We start from the raw sequence: 15098 nt of genomic DNA on the forward strand, positions 1-15098 counted from the left end.
CCGGGTTTTGATGGTGCAGTCTTCTCCAAGGAATGGAAGGATGCGCTATGGGTCAAATTCTCCATGGGTGCGCCACAACGACAGAGGCGGTCCGTCGCGCGATCCAGCATAGTCAAGCGAGCCTGAGAGAACTCGCCAGGCGTTACGGCGTGAACCCCAAGACCATCGCCAAGTGGCGCAAGCGCACCTCGGTCACCGATCTGCCCACCGGGCCGCGAGACGCCCGCTCCTCCACGCTGTCACCCGAGCAGGAGGCCATCGTCGTCGCCTTCCGCCGTCACACCCTGCTGCCGCTGGACGACTGCCTCTACGCCCTGCAGGCCACTATCCCGCAGCTCACCCGCTCCGCCCTGCACCGCTGCCTGCAGCGTCACGGCATCTCGCGCCTGCCCGAGGTCGAGGGCGACAAGAAGTCCAAGGCCAAGTTCAAGACTTACGCCATCGGCTTCTTCCACATCGACATCGCCGAGGTGCAGACCGAAGAAGGCAAGCTCTATCTGTTTGTGGCCATCGACCGCACCAGCAAGTTCGCCTTCGTCCAACTAGTCGAGAGCGCCACGCGCGTCACGGCATCCGCCTTCCTAGAGGCCCTCATCGCCGCCGTGCCCTACCGCATCCATACGGTACTCACCGACAACGGAATCCAATTCCGCTTTGCCCCGCGCTACGCCGACGGCCCGACGGCGCGCTACATGACCCACATGTTCGCCATGCGGTGCCAGGAAAACGGCATCGAGCACCGCTTCACCAAGATCAATCATCCTTGGACGAATGGTCAGGTCGAGCGGATGAACCGCACCATCAAGGACGCCACAGTCAAGCGCTTCCACTACGACAACCACGAGCAGTTGCGACGACACCTCGACGACTTCGTCGCCGCCTACAACTTCGCCCGCCGCCTTAAGCGCCTCCGCGGCCTCACACCCTACGAGTTCATCTGCAGGACGTGGGCAGAAACGCCCGAACGATTCAACAAAAATCCGCACCACCAAATGCCGGGACTAAACACCTAGGCTCCAAACCCAATCAGGTCTGGCTTCGACACGTTGCGATGTGATTCGCTGCCTTCGTTCAGGGGGGCGACGCGGATGGCGCATGGGTTTTGGCTGACGGATCGGCAGTGGGAAGCGATCGCGCCGCTCCTGCCGCAGAACCAGCCCGGGGCACGTCGGGTGGACGACCGGCGTGTGCTCAGCGGGATCGTGCACATGCTCAAGCATGGCGGCCGCTGGCAGGATTGCCCTCGGATCTATGGCCCGCCCACCACGATCTACAATCGCTATCACCGCTGGTCGCAGCGCGGCATCTGGACGCAGATGTTGACCGCGCTGGTACAGGCGACGCCAGGTGGTCTGCAGTTGATCGACAGCACGACAGCCAAGGCACAGCGCGCGGCGGCGGGCGGAAAAGGGGGGCCGAGTTCCAGGCCATTGGCCGCTCCCGCGGCGGTCGCGGGACCAAGATCCACCTCGTAACCGATGGCACGGGCCGCGTTCTCACCTTCGTCGTGACGCCCGGCCAGATGGGCGACATGCGCCCCGCTCACGACCTACTCGCCCGCCTGCCCCCGTCAGCCAAGCTCCTGGCCGACGCGGCCTATGACAGCAACGGCCTGCGTGCGTTTCTCGCCGAGCGGGGCACCCTGCCGGTCATCCCGAACAACCCCACCCGCAGGCGGTTCCATCCCTTCGACAAGACTGCCTACCGAGCGCGAAACGCCATCGAGCGAACCTTTAGCCGGCTGAAGGACTGGCGCCGCATCCACACCAGATACGACAAGCTCGCCAACAACTGCGCCTCGGCCGTCGCCATCGCAGCCGCAATCATCTGCTGGTGCTGAATGAGTCTCGAGCCTAGAGCGAGTTGGTGTAGAGCGTGTTGTTGCAATAGGTCGGGAGGCCCTGGGCGGCGGCGCAGGCGGTGGTCCTGGCGATCAGGGTCATGGCCTCGTCTCCTGTCCATGTGGAGATCATCCTCCACGAGCGACACGATGCCCTCGGCCACCGATAGATAGAACTACGCAATGCCAATCATATCAATCGGCCAAGTCTATCATACATCCAGGTTCGCCACCTTCAGCGCATTGCCCACGATGAAGTCGCGGCGCGGTTCCACCACGTCGCCCATGAGGGTGGAGAAGACGCTCTCCGCATCCTCCGCGTCATCCACGCGCACCTGCAGCAGCGTGCGCACGGCGGGGTCCAGCGTGGTCTTCCAGAGCTGGTCGGGGTTCATCTCGCCCAGGCCCTTGAAGCGCTGGAAGGAGAGGCCGCGGCGGCCTTGCGCCAGGATGCGGTCGAAGGCGGCGAGCGGGCCGCGCACCGCGGCCTCGCTCCCCTCGAAGGCGAGCGTCGCACCCGCCGCGAATTCGGCGGCGAGCTTGGCGCGGCGGTCATCCAGCCAGCGCGCCTCGCTGCTGCGAAGGGCGGCCGCCGTCAGCGTGTGGCGCTCGGCCACGCCGCGCACCATGCGATGGATGTGGATGCCGGCCTCATCCACCGAGGCCTTCCAGCCGCGCTCGGCCGGCGGCGCCATGGCATCGAGGCGCGTCACGAAATCCGGTGCGCCTTCCAGCGCGCGCTGCACGTCGGGCGTGAGAATCCCGGCCATTGCCGCCTGCTCGACGATCTCGACGGGCACCTGCGCCGCGAGGCGCCGGATGCGCGACGTCGTCTGCCGCAGACCCTCGACGATCTCGGCCAGTTCCTGGCCCGTCACCACGCGGCCATCGGCCAGCGTCATGCGGGCGCCCCCCGTCGCCTTCTCGATCAGGTAGTCCTCCAGCGCGCGGTCATCCTTCAGGTACCGCTCCTCCTGGCCGCGCTTCGCGCGATAGAGCGGCGGCTGCGCGATGTAGAGATGGCCGCGCTCGATCAGCTCCGGCATCTGGCGGAAGAAGAAGGTCAGCAGCAGCGTGCGGATGTGCGAGCCATCCACATCCGCGTCCGTCATGATGATGATCTTGTGGTAGCGCAGCTTGTCGGCCGAGAAGCCGCCCTTCGCCGGATCGCCGGTGCCGATGCCGGTGCCGAGTGCGGTGATGAGCGTGCCGATTTCCGCACTCGCCAGCATCTTGTCCACGCGGGCGCGTTCCACGTTCAGGATCTTGCCCTTCAGCGGCAGGATCGCCTGGTTCGCGCGGTTGCGCCCCTGCTTGGCCGAACCGCCCGCGCTGTCACCCTCGACGAGGAAGAGCTCGCTCTTCGTCGGGTCCTTCTCCTGGCAGTCGGCGAGCTTGCCGGGCAGCGTGGAGATGTCGAGCGCGTTCTTCCGCCCTACCTTCTCGCGCGCCAGCTGCGCCGCCTTGCGGGCGACGGCGCTCAGCACGACCTGGTCGAGGACGAGCTTCGCCTCCTTCGGATGCGTCTCGAACCAGTGCGAGAGCGCATCGGCGACGGCCATGTGCACCACCGGCTGCACCTCGGAGGAGACCAGCTTGTCCTTGGTCTGGCTGCTGAACTTCGGGTCCGGCACCTTCACCGAGAGCACGCAGGTCAGCCCCTCGCGCATGTCATCGCCGGCGAGCTCGATCTTCTCCTTCTTCGCCAGGTCTTCCGCGTATTTGGAGACGATGCGCGTCAGCGCCTGGCGGAAGCCCGCCTGGTGCGAGCCGCCATCGCGCTGCGGGATGTTGTTGGTGAAGCAGAGCATCACCTCGCGCGGCGAATTGGTCCACCACATCGCGAGCTCGACGCGGATGCCGTCGCCTTCCTTCGCGATCACGCTGATCGGTGGCTTGAAGAGGGGCTCCTTGCCCTTGTCGAGCCATTCGACGAAGGCGACGAGGCCGCCATCGAACTTGAACTCGGCGCTCTGCGCCGGCACGTGGCGGTCATCGCGCAGCGTGATGGCGAGGCCGGAATTGAGGAAGGCGAGTTCGCGCAGGCGCCGCTCCAGGATGTGGAAATCATACTCCACCTGCGTGAAGGTCGCGGCCGAGGGCTTGAACGTCACCTGCGTGCCCTGCGGATGATCCGACGGACCGATCACCTTCAGCGGCTGCACCGTATCGCCCTGCTCGAAGCGGATGAAATGCTCGATGCCGCCGCGCCAGATGCGGACTTCCATCCATTCGCTGAGCGCGTTCACCACGGCGGCCCCCACGCCGTGCAGCCCGCCCGAGACCTTGTAGGAATTCTGGTTGAACTTGCCGCCCGCATGCAGCCGCGTCAGCACCACCTCGGCCGCGGAGACACCTTCCTCCGGGTGCATGTCCACCGGGATGCCGCGCCCGTCATCGGTGACGGAGACGCTGCCATCTCCGTTCAGCACGACATCCACGCGGCTGGCATAACCGGCCTGCGCCTCATCCACCGAATTGTCGATGATCTCGAAGGCCATGTGGTGCAGGCCCGAGCCGTCATCCGTGTCGCCGATATACATGCCCGGGCGTTTGCGCACCGCCTCCAGGCCGCGCAGGACGGTGATCGAGGCGCCGGTGTAGTCGGCGTCGGAAACCTGATTCGGCGTGTCACCACCGGTCGGGGAATCGCTGGTCATCGGGAATCGGAAAACCTTTGGCAGAACCTAGGGTTTATGCCCGATTTACGCGGGCAGGGACAGGGGCGAAGGATGGGCCTCCCCGGGCGCGATCCGCCAATGCCCGGCACGACCCGCGAGGGGGGCGAACACATCCGCATCCGTGCCCGTCAGGAAGCATTGCGCGGGGAGTGCCGCGAGCGCCGCGAACAGCGCCCCGCGCCGCGCCTCGTCCAGATGGGCGGCCACCTCGTCCAGCAGCAGAAGCGGCGCGAAGCCGCGCGCGGCCGCGATCAGCCCGGCATGGGCCAGCACGGTCGAGATCAGCAGCGCCTTCTGCTCGCCCGTCGAGCAGAGCCCGGCCGGCATGGCCTTGGCCGCATGGGTGAAGAGCAGGTCCGCCCGGTGCGGGCCGCTGAGGGTCGCCCCGGCCGCCGCATCCCGCGGGCGGGAGGCGGCCCAGGCCGCGCGCAGGGCGTCCTCGGCGGCCAGTGCGGGCATCTCCTCCAGCAGCGCCGCCGCCGGGCATTGCAGCGCCAGGATCGCGGCAGGAAAGGCGCTCTCGGCCACGGCGCCTTGGGCCACGTTCAGCCGCGCCACCAGGGCCCGGCGGGAGGCTGCGATGGCGATGCCGTGCCGCGCCATCGCATCCTCCAGCGCGGCCAGCCAGGCGGGCTCGGCGCGGCCCTTCTGCAGCAGGCGGTTGCGGCCGGCCATCGCGGCCTCATAGGCCGTCGCCTCGCGCGCCAGATGCGGCTCCAGCGCCATCGCCAGACGGTCGAGGAAGCGCCGGCGCCCGCCAGCACTCTCCTGGAAGAGGCGGTCCATCTGCGGCGTGATCCAGACGGCCGCCACGCGCTCGGCCAGCTCCGCCTGGGCGCGGATCTTCTCGCCATCCAGGCGGAAGGCGCGGCGGTCGGCGCTGCCCTCCTCCAGGCTGCCGGTGCCGATCTCGAAGCCGCCCAGCCCATCGTCGAAATGACCGGAGACGCTCCAGCTTCCACCGCCCTGCATGCCCACCTCGCCGATGCGGGCGCCGCGCAGCCCGCGCCCGGGGCCAAGCAGGCTGATCGCCTCCAGCAGGTTGGTCTTGCCGGCGCCATTGGGCCCGGTGAAGACCAGCATGGGCGCGTCGAAGCGCAGCTCCGCCGCGGCGTAGGAGCGGTAGCGCGTAAGGCGGAGGCGCGTGAGACGGAGCATGGCGGAAGGCGGCGCAGCAGCCGCGCGAAGTTCCTCTTTGAGCGGGCGGCCCTTATGCCCTGGCTTCGCGCCAAAGCCCAAGTTTCTCCTGCGCCGCGCGGTCGGAATAGCCGAAGAGCACCAGCTCGCTCGCCGCCTCCAGCTCCAGCGCCTGCCAGGAGGGCACGACGAAGCAGTCCCGCTCCATCAACGCGAAGTCCTGCCCGCCGATGCGCGCGGTGCCACGCCCGGAGACGACGACGAAGATCGTGCCATCGGTCGCCTGCCGCGGCCGCGTGGTGAAGCCCGCCGGCAGCAGCCGCACATGCGCCGCGATGGTGGGCATGATCGGCCCGCCATCCGCCGGATTGGTGAATTCCAGCGCGTGGCCGAGATGCGGATCGGGCGCGTCATGCGCCGCGATGGCGCCGAGCGCCGCGCGCCATTCGATGAAGGTGTAGTGGAACAGCGGCAATCGCGCCGGCCGTCGCGCGGCAGCGGTGCCCGCGAAGGGCCGCAGATTGCGGCCATAGCGCGCGAGCGTATCCCCCGCCGGCGCCGTCTCGGGATGGGCGGAGTCCGGCAGGCGCTCGGCGAAGCTCGTCTCGAAGAAGCGCACCATGGGGATGTCGAGCCCGTCGAGCCAGATCATCGGCGCGGCGCTGGTGTTGCCATGGTCATGCCATTGCCAATTGGGCGTGAGCACGAGGTCGAAGGGCCGCATCATCGCCTTCTCGCCATCCAGCGCAGTGAAGGCGCCGTCGCCCTCCATCACGAAGCGCAGCGCGCATTGGGTGTGGCGATGGCAGGGGGCGACCTCGCCGGGGAGAATGAGCTGCAGGCCGGCATAGAGCGAGGGCGTGGCGCAGGAGGAGCCCGGCAGGCTCGGGTTTTCCATGATCAGCACGCGGCGTTCCGCCTGCTCCGCGCTGATCAGGCCACCCGCGCGCATCAGGAAATCGCGCGCCTCGGCATAGTGCCACAGCACGGGCTGGGCGGCGGAGCGCGGCACGGGCGTGACCAGGCCGTGCAGCACCTCCCAGAGCGGGTAGAGGTGGCGCGGGGCCATCTCGGCATAGAGCCGACCCAGGGCGGCGGCATTGGGAGGGGGGTTCTGGTCCATGGCGCGCTCCCGCGGGGTTGCATGCCGATCATAGGCGAGAGTCGCGGGTGAGTAAAAACGTCTCAAAAATAGAGTATTAGTCTTTTAAATAAACAAAATGCGCCTGAACCACAATTTCCGGTTTCATTCGTTAATGGATCGTGTATAAGAATGGCAGGTGCAACCTCCTATTGTAAGGAATTTGAGAATGTCTGACCGTACTGAGATCAATCGCGGTGAGGTCGTTCTGATGGCGCTGCGCTTCTCCCTCCTCGCCGCCTCCGCCGCCCTGGTCGGCGTGCTGGGTCATGTCGCCTGGAAGATCATCGCCGCCTGACCCGTTTCGCCACCTCGCCCGACGGAGGCCTCCGTCCGCGGCGAGACGGCCACACGGTCCTGCGGCGCCGCGGCCCCTCCTCCCGCGCCGCCGCATGACCGCCTCGCCCGACCGACCCGGTTTCGGATCAGGCGCCCCACCCAGGGTTCCTTGATCCTGGCCTCCGCCGCATCCCCCCCCTTTTCCCGCAGCGGAGGCCCCTTTTATTCGCCCCAGGCCCACGCCGCCCGGGGCAGCAGCGGCCGAATTCCAGGCTGAAACCTGCCGTGATCCCGCGCGGATTATCCGCTAAGGCACGCGGCATGCGCATCCGACCGATTGCCACACTCGGGCTCGGCGCCCTGATTTGCGGCGCCCTGCTCCTGGCCTCCACCATCCCCACCCCCCCATCGGTGGAGGCCCTTCTCGTCCCCGAGGCGCTCTTCCTCGCCTGCCTCGCCTTGCTCACGCCCTGGATCGCGCTCTCCACGATGAATGCGCTGCTGGGCGGCGCCATCCTGCTCTTCACCCGCGATCCGCCGGCCCATGTGGTGCCCGCGCTGCGTGACCTCGACCTCTCGCGCCCAAGGCCCGAGGGCCGTACCGCCATCGCCCTCTGCCTCCGCAACGAGGAGATGGGCCCGATCCTTGCCGCCCTCGGCCCGCTGCTGGATGGGCTGCCAGCCAGCCATTTCCACCTCTGGTTCCTCTCCGATACGCAGGACCCCGCCCTCCGCGCCGCCGAGGACGCCGCGCTGGCCGCCTGGCGCCCGGAGGATGCCGCGCGCATCCATCTCCGCCGCCGCGACGTGAACACCGGCTTCAAGGCCGGCAATGTCATGGAGTTCCTGGAGAATGAGGGGGCCGCCTATGACTATCTCCTCTGTCTCGACGCCGATTCCGAGATGACGCCGGCGGCCGTGATGAAGCTGGCGCTCGCCCTCGACGCCGCGCCGCGCATCGCCATCCTGCAGCAGCTCATCGTCGGCCGGCCGGTCGCGGCGGCCTTCCCGCGCCTCTTCCAGTTCGGCATGCGGGCGGGCATGCGCGCCTGGGCCACCGGCCAAGGCTGGTGGCAGGGGCCGAAGGGACCCTATTGGGGCCACAACGCGCTGATCCGCATCGCCCCCTTCCGCGCGCATGGCAAGCTCGACACCCTGCCCGACGGCTCCACCATCCTCAGCCATGACCAGGTGGAGGCCATCCGCCTGCATGGCGCGGGCTGGGAGGTCTGGTGCCTGCCGGAGGAGGCCGGCAGCCTGGAGGGCAACCCACCCGCCCTGCCGGAATTCATGGCCCGCGACCTGCGCTGGGCCGCGGGCAACATGCAATACCTGCCCCTGCTGCGCCGCCCGGGCCTTTCCGCCATGGCGCGCTTCCAGCTGATCCAGGCGATCCTGCTGTTCCTCTGCGCGCCGCTCTGGGTGCTGGCCTTCGCGCTCGCCGCCCTCCTTGCCGCGCTGGGCCGCTTCAATGAGGTCGGCGCCTCGCACCTCGCCGCGCTGATGGCGCTGTTCTGGGTCACGCAGCATGCGCCCAAGCTCATGGGCTACGCCCAGGTGCTCCTCCAGGGACGGGAGGCCGCGCGCTATGGCGGCCGCGCCCGCTTCGCGGCCGGCGCGCTGGCGGAGATCCTCTTCACGACGATCCTCTCGCCCATCTCCTGCGTGAACAAGGCGCGCTTCCTGGCCGCCCTGCCCTTCGGCGCCCGCATGGGCTGGGCCACGCAGAACCGCGCGGCGCGCGATGTCGGCTGGGGCGATGCGGCCCGGCTGCTGGGCTTCCATACGCTGGTGGGCGTGCTGGCCTTTGCCTTCCTCGCGCTCACCGCGCCCTGGGCCATCTGGTTCGCGCTGCCCTGGGCGGGCGGGCTGCTGCTCGCGATTCCCTTCTGCGTCGCCACGTCCTCGCCGGCCCTGGCGCGCTTCCTCACCACGCGCGGCTGGGCCGCGACGCCGGAGGAAATCGCTCAGCGCCCCCCTCTTCAGCGGAGCGCGTAGAGCAGCAGAAGCGTCTCCTGGAACGGGCTCTGGTTGTCGTCCGAGACCAGCACAACCAGCGTCCGCCCGCCATGCCGTGCGACGGCGACACCTTCCCAGTTCTCGGCCGGGGCGTCGGGCGGCAGGTCGAGCCAGGTCTCGCCGCGCAGGGGCTCCACCCCCCGCGGCGCCGCGGCCGGCAGATGCGCGAGCCGCCCGGTGAAGCCGCCGAAGATGGAAAATCGCCGTTCCAGCACCAGCGCCCCGCCATCCGGCAGGCCCGCCGCATCGGTCGGGTCCATGCCGGCTGCGGGGATGTAGCTCGTCCGCCGCCAGGTGACGCGCCCGCCGTTCAGCGTGCCGAACCAGGCCGCACGGCTCTCGGGCCCCGCCGCACCGGGCAGCGACTCGGCCAGCGCCAGCAAGCGCCCATCGGCGAGGATGGCGAGGCCCTCCAGCCCCCCATTGCCGGGCGCTTCCTCCAGCCCCGGTGGCGTCTCGATCGGCTGGCCGGGCCCCGCGAGGTCGCGGAAGCGCAGGATGCGGTGGCGCCGCTCGAAGCCGACCAGCCAATCGCCATCCGGCAGGCGCGCCAGGCTCTCCGCATCGCCATTCGAGCCACGCCGCAGCGGCTGGCCCGCGGCATCACGCAAGGGCCCGTGCCGCACCTCGCCGATGCCCGAGAGCCGCCCCTCGCGCAGCACCAGCGGCGCGCGCCACCATCGGCCGAGATCGCTGATCGCCGTCAGCGTCAGATCGGGCGCCAGATGCAGCGCCGAAAGCCCGCCGAAACCCCAGGGCGACGTGTCGAGCGCCAGCGCGCCAAGCGGCTCCAGGAAGGGCCGCGCGGGCGGGCCGAGCACGGGCGCGCTGGCCCGCGCGCAGCCGGGCAGCAGGGCGAGACCCGCGAGGAGCGCGCGGCGGTGGAGCGATGGGGTCATGTCACAGGGAGGCGATGCGCGCGGGGCGGCAACGCCCCGCGCCATGCCGGTCAGAGGATGGCCGGCGCACGCTCGGCCGATGCCCGATGCCAGGCCTCGGCTGCGTCCTCGTCGAAGAGCTCGGTCAGCTTCTTCATCATGGTGCCGCCCAGCTCCTCGGCATCCACGATCGTCACCGCGCGGCGGTAGTAGCGCGTCACGTCATGCCCGATGCCGATGGCGATGAGCTCCACCGCGTTGCGCGTCTCGATGTCCTTGATCACCTCACGCAGATGGCGCTCGAGGTAATTGCCGGGGTTCACCGAGAGCGTGCTGTCATCCACCGGCGCGCCATCGCTGATCACCATCAGGATGCGGCGATGCTCGGTGCGCGCGAGGATGCGCTTATAGGCCCAGTGCAGCGCCTCGCCGTCGATGTTCTCCTTGAGCAGCCCCTCGCGCAGCATCAGGCCGATGGCGCGGCGCGAGCGGCGCCAGGGCGCGTCGGCACCCTTGTAGATGATGTGGCGCAGGTCATTCAGGCGGCCGGGATTGCGCGGCTTGCCCTCCTGCACCCAGCGCTCCCGCGCCTGCCCGCCCTTCCAGGCGCGCGTGGTGAAGCCGAGGATCTCGACCTTCACGCCGCAGCGCTCCAGCGTGCGGGCCAGGATGTCGGCGCACATCGCCGCAACCGTGATGGGCCGCCCGCGCATCGATCCGGAATTGTCGATGAGCAGCGTGACCACCGTATCGCGGAAATCCGCCTCGCGCTCATGCTTGTAGGAAAGCGCGAGCGTCGGGTTGGCGACGACGCGGGCAAGACGCGCCACGTCGAGGATGCCCTCCTCCAGGTCGAAATCCCAGGCGCGCTGCTGCTGCGCCATGAGGCGCCGCTGCAGACGGTTGGCGAGCTTCGAGACCACGCCCTGCAGGTGCTGCAGCTGCTGGTCGAGCTGCTGGCGCAGCCGCGTCAGCTCATCCGGATCGCAGAGGTCATCGGCCTCCACCACCTCGTCGAACTGCGTCGAGAAGGCGCGGTAGCGCGTGGTGTCGTCGGTCTGCGGGACTTCCTTGCGGGCCTGCGGGCCACCGGGCTTCTCGTCGCCCTCGGCGGCCGCGCCCTCTTCCTCGCTGTCCTGCGCCTCCTCGTCGGCGGCCTCGCCCTCCATGCTCTCGGGCTCGGCGCCCTGCATGGATTCCTGCTCCTGGCTCTGCGCCTCGCCGGCGCTGGCCTGGTCCTGCTGGGTGGACTGGTCGCCGCCCTCGTCGCCTTCCTCGTCCTGGTCGGCCTCGCTCTCCGTCTCGGCCTCGGCGAGGTCGAGTGCCGTCAGCAGCTTGCGGGCCGCCCGGGCGAAGGCCTCCTGATCCTCGGTGGAGGAGACCAGCTCCTCCATCGCGGCGCTGGCCTTCTCGTCCAGGCTGCCGCGCCACATCTCGAGGATGCGGGTGGCGGCGGCCGGCGCGGGCTCGCCCGAGATGCGCTCGCGCGCCATGAGCGAGAGCGCGGTGTGCAGCGGAAGCTGGTCCTTCCGCGTCATCCGGTCATAGCCCTCGGCCTCGCATTCCTCCGAGAGCCGGGCGCGCAGATTGGCGGCCACGCCGGCCATGTGGCGGCTGCCCACGGCCTGGACGCGCACATCCTCCAGCGCGTCGAAGACCTCGCGCGCCTCCTTGCGGGCGGGCGCGCGGGCGGCGTGCGTCGCCTCGTCGTGATGGCGCAGCTTCAGCGCCACCGCATCGGCGGCACCGCGCAGCTTCGCCATTTCATTGGGCGGCAGCGAGCGCGTGGGCAGCGGCAGCCGCGCGCGCTTGCCCGAGACACCGGCCGGGCCGGGCTGGAAGGCGACCTGCACTTCGGTCTGCTGCGCGATGGCACGGACCACGCCGGCCGTCGCGCGCTTGAACTCTTCCTGGCGGGTGAGGTCCTGCTTGGTCACATCACCCCGCCTTCTTGTAGAGCCCCGTCGCGATCTCGGCGTTGAAGCAGCGCTGGTAGTATTCCGCCACCGTCGAGCGCTCGGCCTCGTCGCACTTGTTCAGGAAGGTCAGGCGGAAGGCGAAGCCCACATCGCCGAAGATGCGCGTGTTGTCCGCCCAGGTGATGACCGTGCGCGGCGACATGACGGTGCTGATGTCGCCCGCGATGAAGCCGGCGCGCGTCAGGTCGGCCAGGGCCACCATCGCCTCCACCTGCTTCTTCATCTTGGCGTCGGTCGAACCCAGCTTCGCCATGACGATCTCGGTCTCCTGCGCATGCGGCAGGTAGTTCAGCGTCGCCACGATGTTCCAGCGGTCCATCTGGCCCTGGTTGATCTGCTGCGTGCCGTGATAGAGGCCGGTCGTGTCGCCGAGGCCCACCGTGTTCGCGGTCGCGAAGAGGCGGAACATCGGGTGCGGGCGGATCACGCGGTTCTGGTCGAGCAGCGTGAGCTTGCCCTCGACCTCCAGCACGCGCTGGATCACGAACATCACGTCCGGGCGGCCCGCGTCATACTCGTCGAACACCAGCGCGCAGGGATGCTGCAGCGCCCAGGGCAGGATGCCCTCGCGGAATTCGGTGATCTGCTTGCCGTCCTTCAGGACGATGGCGTCCTTGCCGATCAGGTCGATGCGGCTGATGTGGCTGTCCAGGTTCACGCGGATGCAGGGCCAGTTGAGGCGCGCCGCCACCTGCTCGATGTGGGTGGATTTGCCGGTGCCGTGGTAGCCCTGGATCATCACGCGGCGGTTGTGCGCGAAGCCGGCCAGGATCGCAAGCGTCGTCTCGCGGTCGAAGCGGTAGGAGGGGTCGAGCTCGGGCACATGCTCGGTGCGGACCGAATAGGCGGGCACCTGCATGTCGATGTCCACGCCGAAGACGTCGCGCGCATTGACGGTGGTGTCGGGCATATTGATGGCTGAGGTGGGGCTCACATCGCCGCTCTGGGCCAGCTTGGTCATCACGCTTCCGCTTCGTTGGATGGGGTGGGCATATGCAGGTCCGGATGATGTTAGGGCAGCCGATGCGATTGGGCTACCCGGGCATCGCCGGGGCGGGGGTCAGCCCGCATGCGCCGGCTCGGCGCGGCCGATCTTCTGGCGCAGCAGGGAATAGGCGCGATTGATGTCCTTCAGCCGCTCTTCCGCGCTGCGATCCCCGCCATTCGCATCGGGGTGGTAGCGCTTCGCCAGTTCCTTGTAGCGCGATTTCAGCGTGGCCGGGTCGAGCGGCCATTCCAGCTCCAGCAAGCCCAGCGCCGCGCGCAATTCGGGCGGAGCCTCGGCCCGTGGCGGGGCGCGCCGCCTCTCGCGCGGGGCCGCGTCGCGCAGGATGCCCAAGGGGTCCGCCATGCGCTCGGGGTCGAGCCGCACGCCGCCCAGACGCCCCAGCGGCCAGGTCGGCCGCCCGCCCACCGTGTCGAGCCGGATGGCGCTCTCGATGTCCGACGGCGCCATGCCGCGGTAGAAATCCCAGCCGGCATTGTACTGGCGCACATGCTCCAGGCAGAACCAGAGATATTCGCGGAGCGCGCGGTCCTTCGGCGCGCGATATTCCCCGGCCGCCGGGCAATCCGGCGCGGCGCAGGGCCGCTTGGGCGCCTTCGGGTCGGTCTGGGGTTGGAAGCTCGCACGGCGTGCCATCGGACCGTTATGGGTGTGCCCCCCCGGATTGGCAACAACTTGGCAAGCGGGCCGCGGTCTGGGATTTTGCGTGCATGTCCCCTCGCGCCGACCGCATCCATGCCGCCCTCAACCAGCGCTTCGCGCCCCTTCGCCTGGAGGTGGTGGATGACAGCCACCGCCACGCCGGCCATGCGGGCGCCGCCCCGGGGGGCGAGACGCATTACAGCGTTCTGCTGGTCAGCGAGGCCTTTACCGGGATGAACCGCGTGGCACGGTCGCGGGCCGTGCACGAGGCCCTGGCCACCGAATTCGCCGGCGGCCTGCACGCGCTGGCGCTCACCCTGCGCGCTCCAGCCGAGGCGGGCTGACAAGCTCTCGCCTCCCGGCGGGGGATTGGTTAAACGCTTCTCCACAAAAATTCGATGGAGAAACGCCCGTGATCCCGATGCACCGCCGTGCCCTGCTGGGCGCCGCCCTCGCCACGCCCGCCCTCGCGCTGCCGGCCGCCGCCCAGACGGTCGCCCGCAACGCCCGCATCATCATCGGCTTCCCGGCCGGCGGCAGTTCGGACATCGTGGCCCGCCTCTATGCCGATCGCCTGCGCGGCGTCTACGCCCCCAACGTGATCGTGGAAGGCCGCGTGGGCGCGGCCGGCCGCATCGCCGTCGAATTCGTGAAGGACACGGACAAGGACGGCACGACCTATCTGCAGACGCCCGCCTCCATGCTGACGCTGCAGCCGCACATCTTCCCGCGCGACGTGCGCTATGACGCGCTGACCGACTTCATCCCCGTCAGCACCGTCTGCACCTTCCCCTTTGCCTTTTGTGTTCCGATGAGCCATCCGGCCCGGACGCTGGCCGAATTCGGCGCCTGGGCGCGCACCCAGCCCAACGAGATCCCCTTCGCCTCCCCCGCCGCCGGCGCCAGCCCGCACTTCATGGGCCTGATGCTGGCCCAGGCGCTGAACATCCGCATGACGCATGTGCCCTATCGCGGCGCCGTGCCCGCCGTGCAGGACCTGATCGCCGGGCGCCTGAATGCCTTCATGGGCGTGCTGGGCGATGTCTCGCCGCAGAATGGCGTGGGCCTGCGCATGCTCGCCGTCTCCTCGGCCCAGCGGAACCCGCGCTTCCCCGACGTGCCCACCTTCCAGGAGCTGGGCTTCACCGCGCTGACGAAGGATGAGTGGTTCGGCGCCCTGCTGCCGGCCGGCACCCCCGCGCCGATCGTGCAGGGGCTGTTCAACGCCATCACCCAGGTCGGCAACACGCCCGAGATGCGCGCGGCGCTGGAGCGGCTGGACTTCAACGTCGGCACCTCGGCGAGCCCGGCCGCCTTCGCGGCCCGCATCCGCCAGGAACGGGACGAGTGGGGGCCCATCGTTCGCGCCTCGGGGTTCACGCCAGAATAAGCGGGACCAGCGCCCGGCGCGAACGATGGTTTTTTTCCGCCCTCAAGCGCCGGGCGCCGCCTCCGGCGGCTTGGCTTCGCCGCGCCGCGGGTCCGCCCGGCCCTTC

Annotated in this window: 13 protein-coding genes and 1 pseudogene; 7 read left to right on the forward strand and 7 right to left on the reverse strand. The window is 69.3% G+C overall.

The annotated features are described in order from the left end of the window. The first annotated feature begins 47 nt into the window (after window positions 1–47). From ACQ860_RS10595 to ACQ860_RS10605, 3 genes and pseudogenes are all read left to right on the forward strand, one after another. Window positions 48–1013 (forward strand): IS481 family transposase, encoded by a 966-nt coding sequence (locus ACQ860_RS10595; protein ID WP_431301893.1) that lies wholly within the window; start codon window positions 48–50, stop codon window positions 1011–1013. Window positions 1014–1088: 75 nt separating this feature from the next. Next, a pseudogene (locus ACQ860_RS10600) lies at window positions 1089–1259 on the forward strand (transposase); the annotation flags it as partial. Further along, window positions 1238–1840, forward strand: coding sequence for an IS5 family transposase (locus ACQ860_RS10605; RefSeq protein WP_431303342.1), 603 nt, complete (start codon window positions 1238–1240; stop codon window positions 1838–1840). The pseudogene ACQ860_RS10600 and the gene ACQ860_RS10605, both read left to right, overlap by 22 nt. Before the next feature lie 212 nt (window positions 1841–2052). Here ACQ860_RS10605 and gyrB read toward each other — a convergent pair whose 3' ends face one another. From gyrB to gtdA, 3 genes are read right to left on the reverse strand one after another with little or no spacing between them, the layout of a single operon-like run. Next, window positions 2053–4500 carry a DNA topoisomerase (ATP-hydrolyzing) subunit B gene (gyrB, locus tag ACQ860_RS10610; protein ID WP_431303343.1) on the reverse strand — a complete coding sequence of 816 codons (2448 nt, stop codon included), beginning with the start codon at window positions 4498–4500 and terminating at the stop codon, window positions 2053–2055. A 45-nt stretch (window positions 4501–4545) separates the two neighbouring features. Next, window positions 4546–5679 (reverse strand): DNA replication/repair protein RecF, encoded by a 1134-nt coding sequence (gene recF, locus ACQ860_RS10615; RefSeq protein ID WP_431303344.1) that lies wholly within the window; start codon window positions 5677–5679, stop codon window positions 4546–4548. Between the two features lie 52 nt (window positions 5680–5731). Next, window positions 5732–6781 carry a gentisate 1,2-dioxygenase gene (gene gtdA, locus ACQ860_RS10620; protein ID WP_431303345.1) on the reverse strand — a complete coding sequence of 350 codons (1050 nt, stop codon included), beginning with the start codon at window positions 6779–6781 and terminating at the stop codon, window positions 5732–5734. A 187-nt stretch (window positions 6782–6968) separates the two neighbouring features. Between gtdA and ACQ860_RS10625 the strand changes: the two genes are divergently transcribed. Both ACQ860_RS10625 and mdoH read left to right on the forward strand, forming a co-directional pair. Then, entirely contained in the window at window positions 6969–7097 is a 129-nt protein-coding gene (locus ACQ860_RS10625; protein ID WP_431303346.1) for a hypothetical protein, read from the forward strand. 302 nt (window positions 7098–7399) lie between these two features. Continuing rightward, window positions 7400–9076 (forward strand): glucans biosynthesis glucosyltransferase MdoH, encoded by a 1677-nt coding sequence (mdoH, locus tag ACQ860_RS10630; protein WP_431303347.1) that lies wholly within the window; start codon window positions 7400–7402, stop codon window positions 9074–9076. Here mdoH and ACQ860_RS10635 read toward each other — a convergent pair. From ACQ860_RS10635 to ACQ860_RS10650, 4 genes are all read right to left on the reverse strand, one after another. After that, the gene (locus ACQ860_RS10635) at window positions 9061–9996 is read right to left on the reverse strand and encodes an esterase-like activity of phytase family protein (protein WP_431303348.1); all 936 of its coding nucleotides are present in this window, start codon (window positions 9994–9996) and stop codon (window positions 9061–9063) included. The genes mdoH and ACQ860_RS10635 overlap by 16 nt on opposite strands. A gap of 50 nt (window positions 9997–10046) precedes the next feature. Further along, the gene (gene cobT / locus ACQ860_RS10640; RefSeq protein ID WP_431303349.1) at window positions 10047–11912 is read right to left on the reverse strand and encodes a cobaltochelatase subunit CobT; all 1866 of its coding nucleotides are present in this window, start codon (window positions 11910–11912) and stop codon (window positions 10047–10049) included. 1 nt (window position 11913) lies between these two features. After that, complete coding sequence (gene cobS / locus ACQ860_RS10645) at window positions 11914–12915, reverse strand: cobaltochelatase subunit CobS (protein ID WP_213616818.1); 1002 nt, start codon at window positions 12913–12915, stop codon at window positions 11914–11916. 99 nt (window positions 12916–13014) lie between these two features. Continuing rightward, window positions 13015–13596 (reverse strand): J domain-containing protein, encoded by a 582-nt coding sequence (locus tag ACQ860_RS10650; RefSeq protein WP_431303350.1) that lies wholly within the window; start codon window positions 13594–13596, stop codon window positions 13015–13017. A gap of 74 nt (window positions 13597–13670) precedes the next feature. Here ACQ860_RS10650 and ACQ860_RS10655 point away from each other — a divergent pair, with 74 nt between their 5' ends. Both ACQ860_RS10655 and ACQ860_RS10660 read left to right on the forward strand, forming a co-directional pair. Continuing rightward, window positions 13671–13946: a BolA family protein gene (locus ACQ860_RS10655; protein ID WP_431303351.1), complete on the forward strand. Its 276-nt coding sequence runs from the start codon at window positions 13671–13673 to the stop codon at window positions 13944–13946. 77 nt (window positions 13947–14023) lie between these two features. Further along, window positions 14024–14992, forward strand: a complete 969-nt coding sequence (locus tag ACQ860_RS10660; RefSeq protein WP_431305747.1) for a tripartite tricarboxylate transporter substrate-binding protein — start codon at window positions 14024–14026, stop codon at window positions 14990–14992. The last annotated feature ends 106 nt before the right edge of the window (window positions 14993–15098 follow it).

It is taken from the genome of Sediminicoccus sp. BL-A-41-H5, from assembly GCF_050632405.1.
Classification (GTDB): Bacteria; Pseudomonadota; Alphaproteobacteria; order Acetobacterales; family Acetobacteraceae; genus Roseococcus.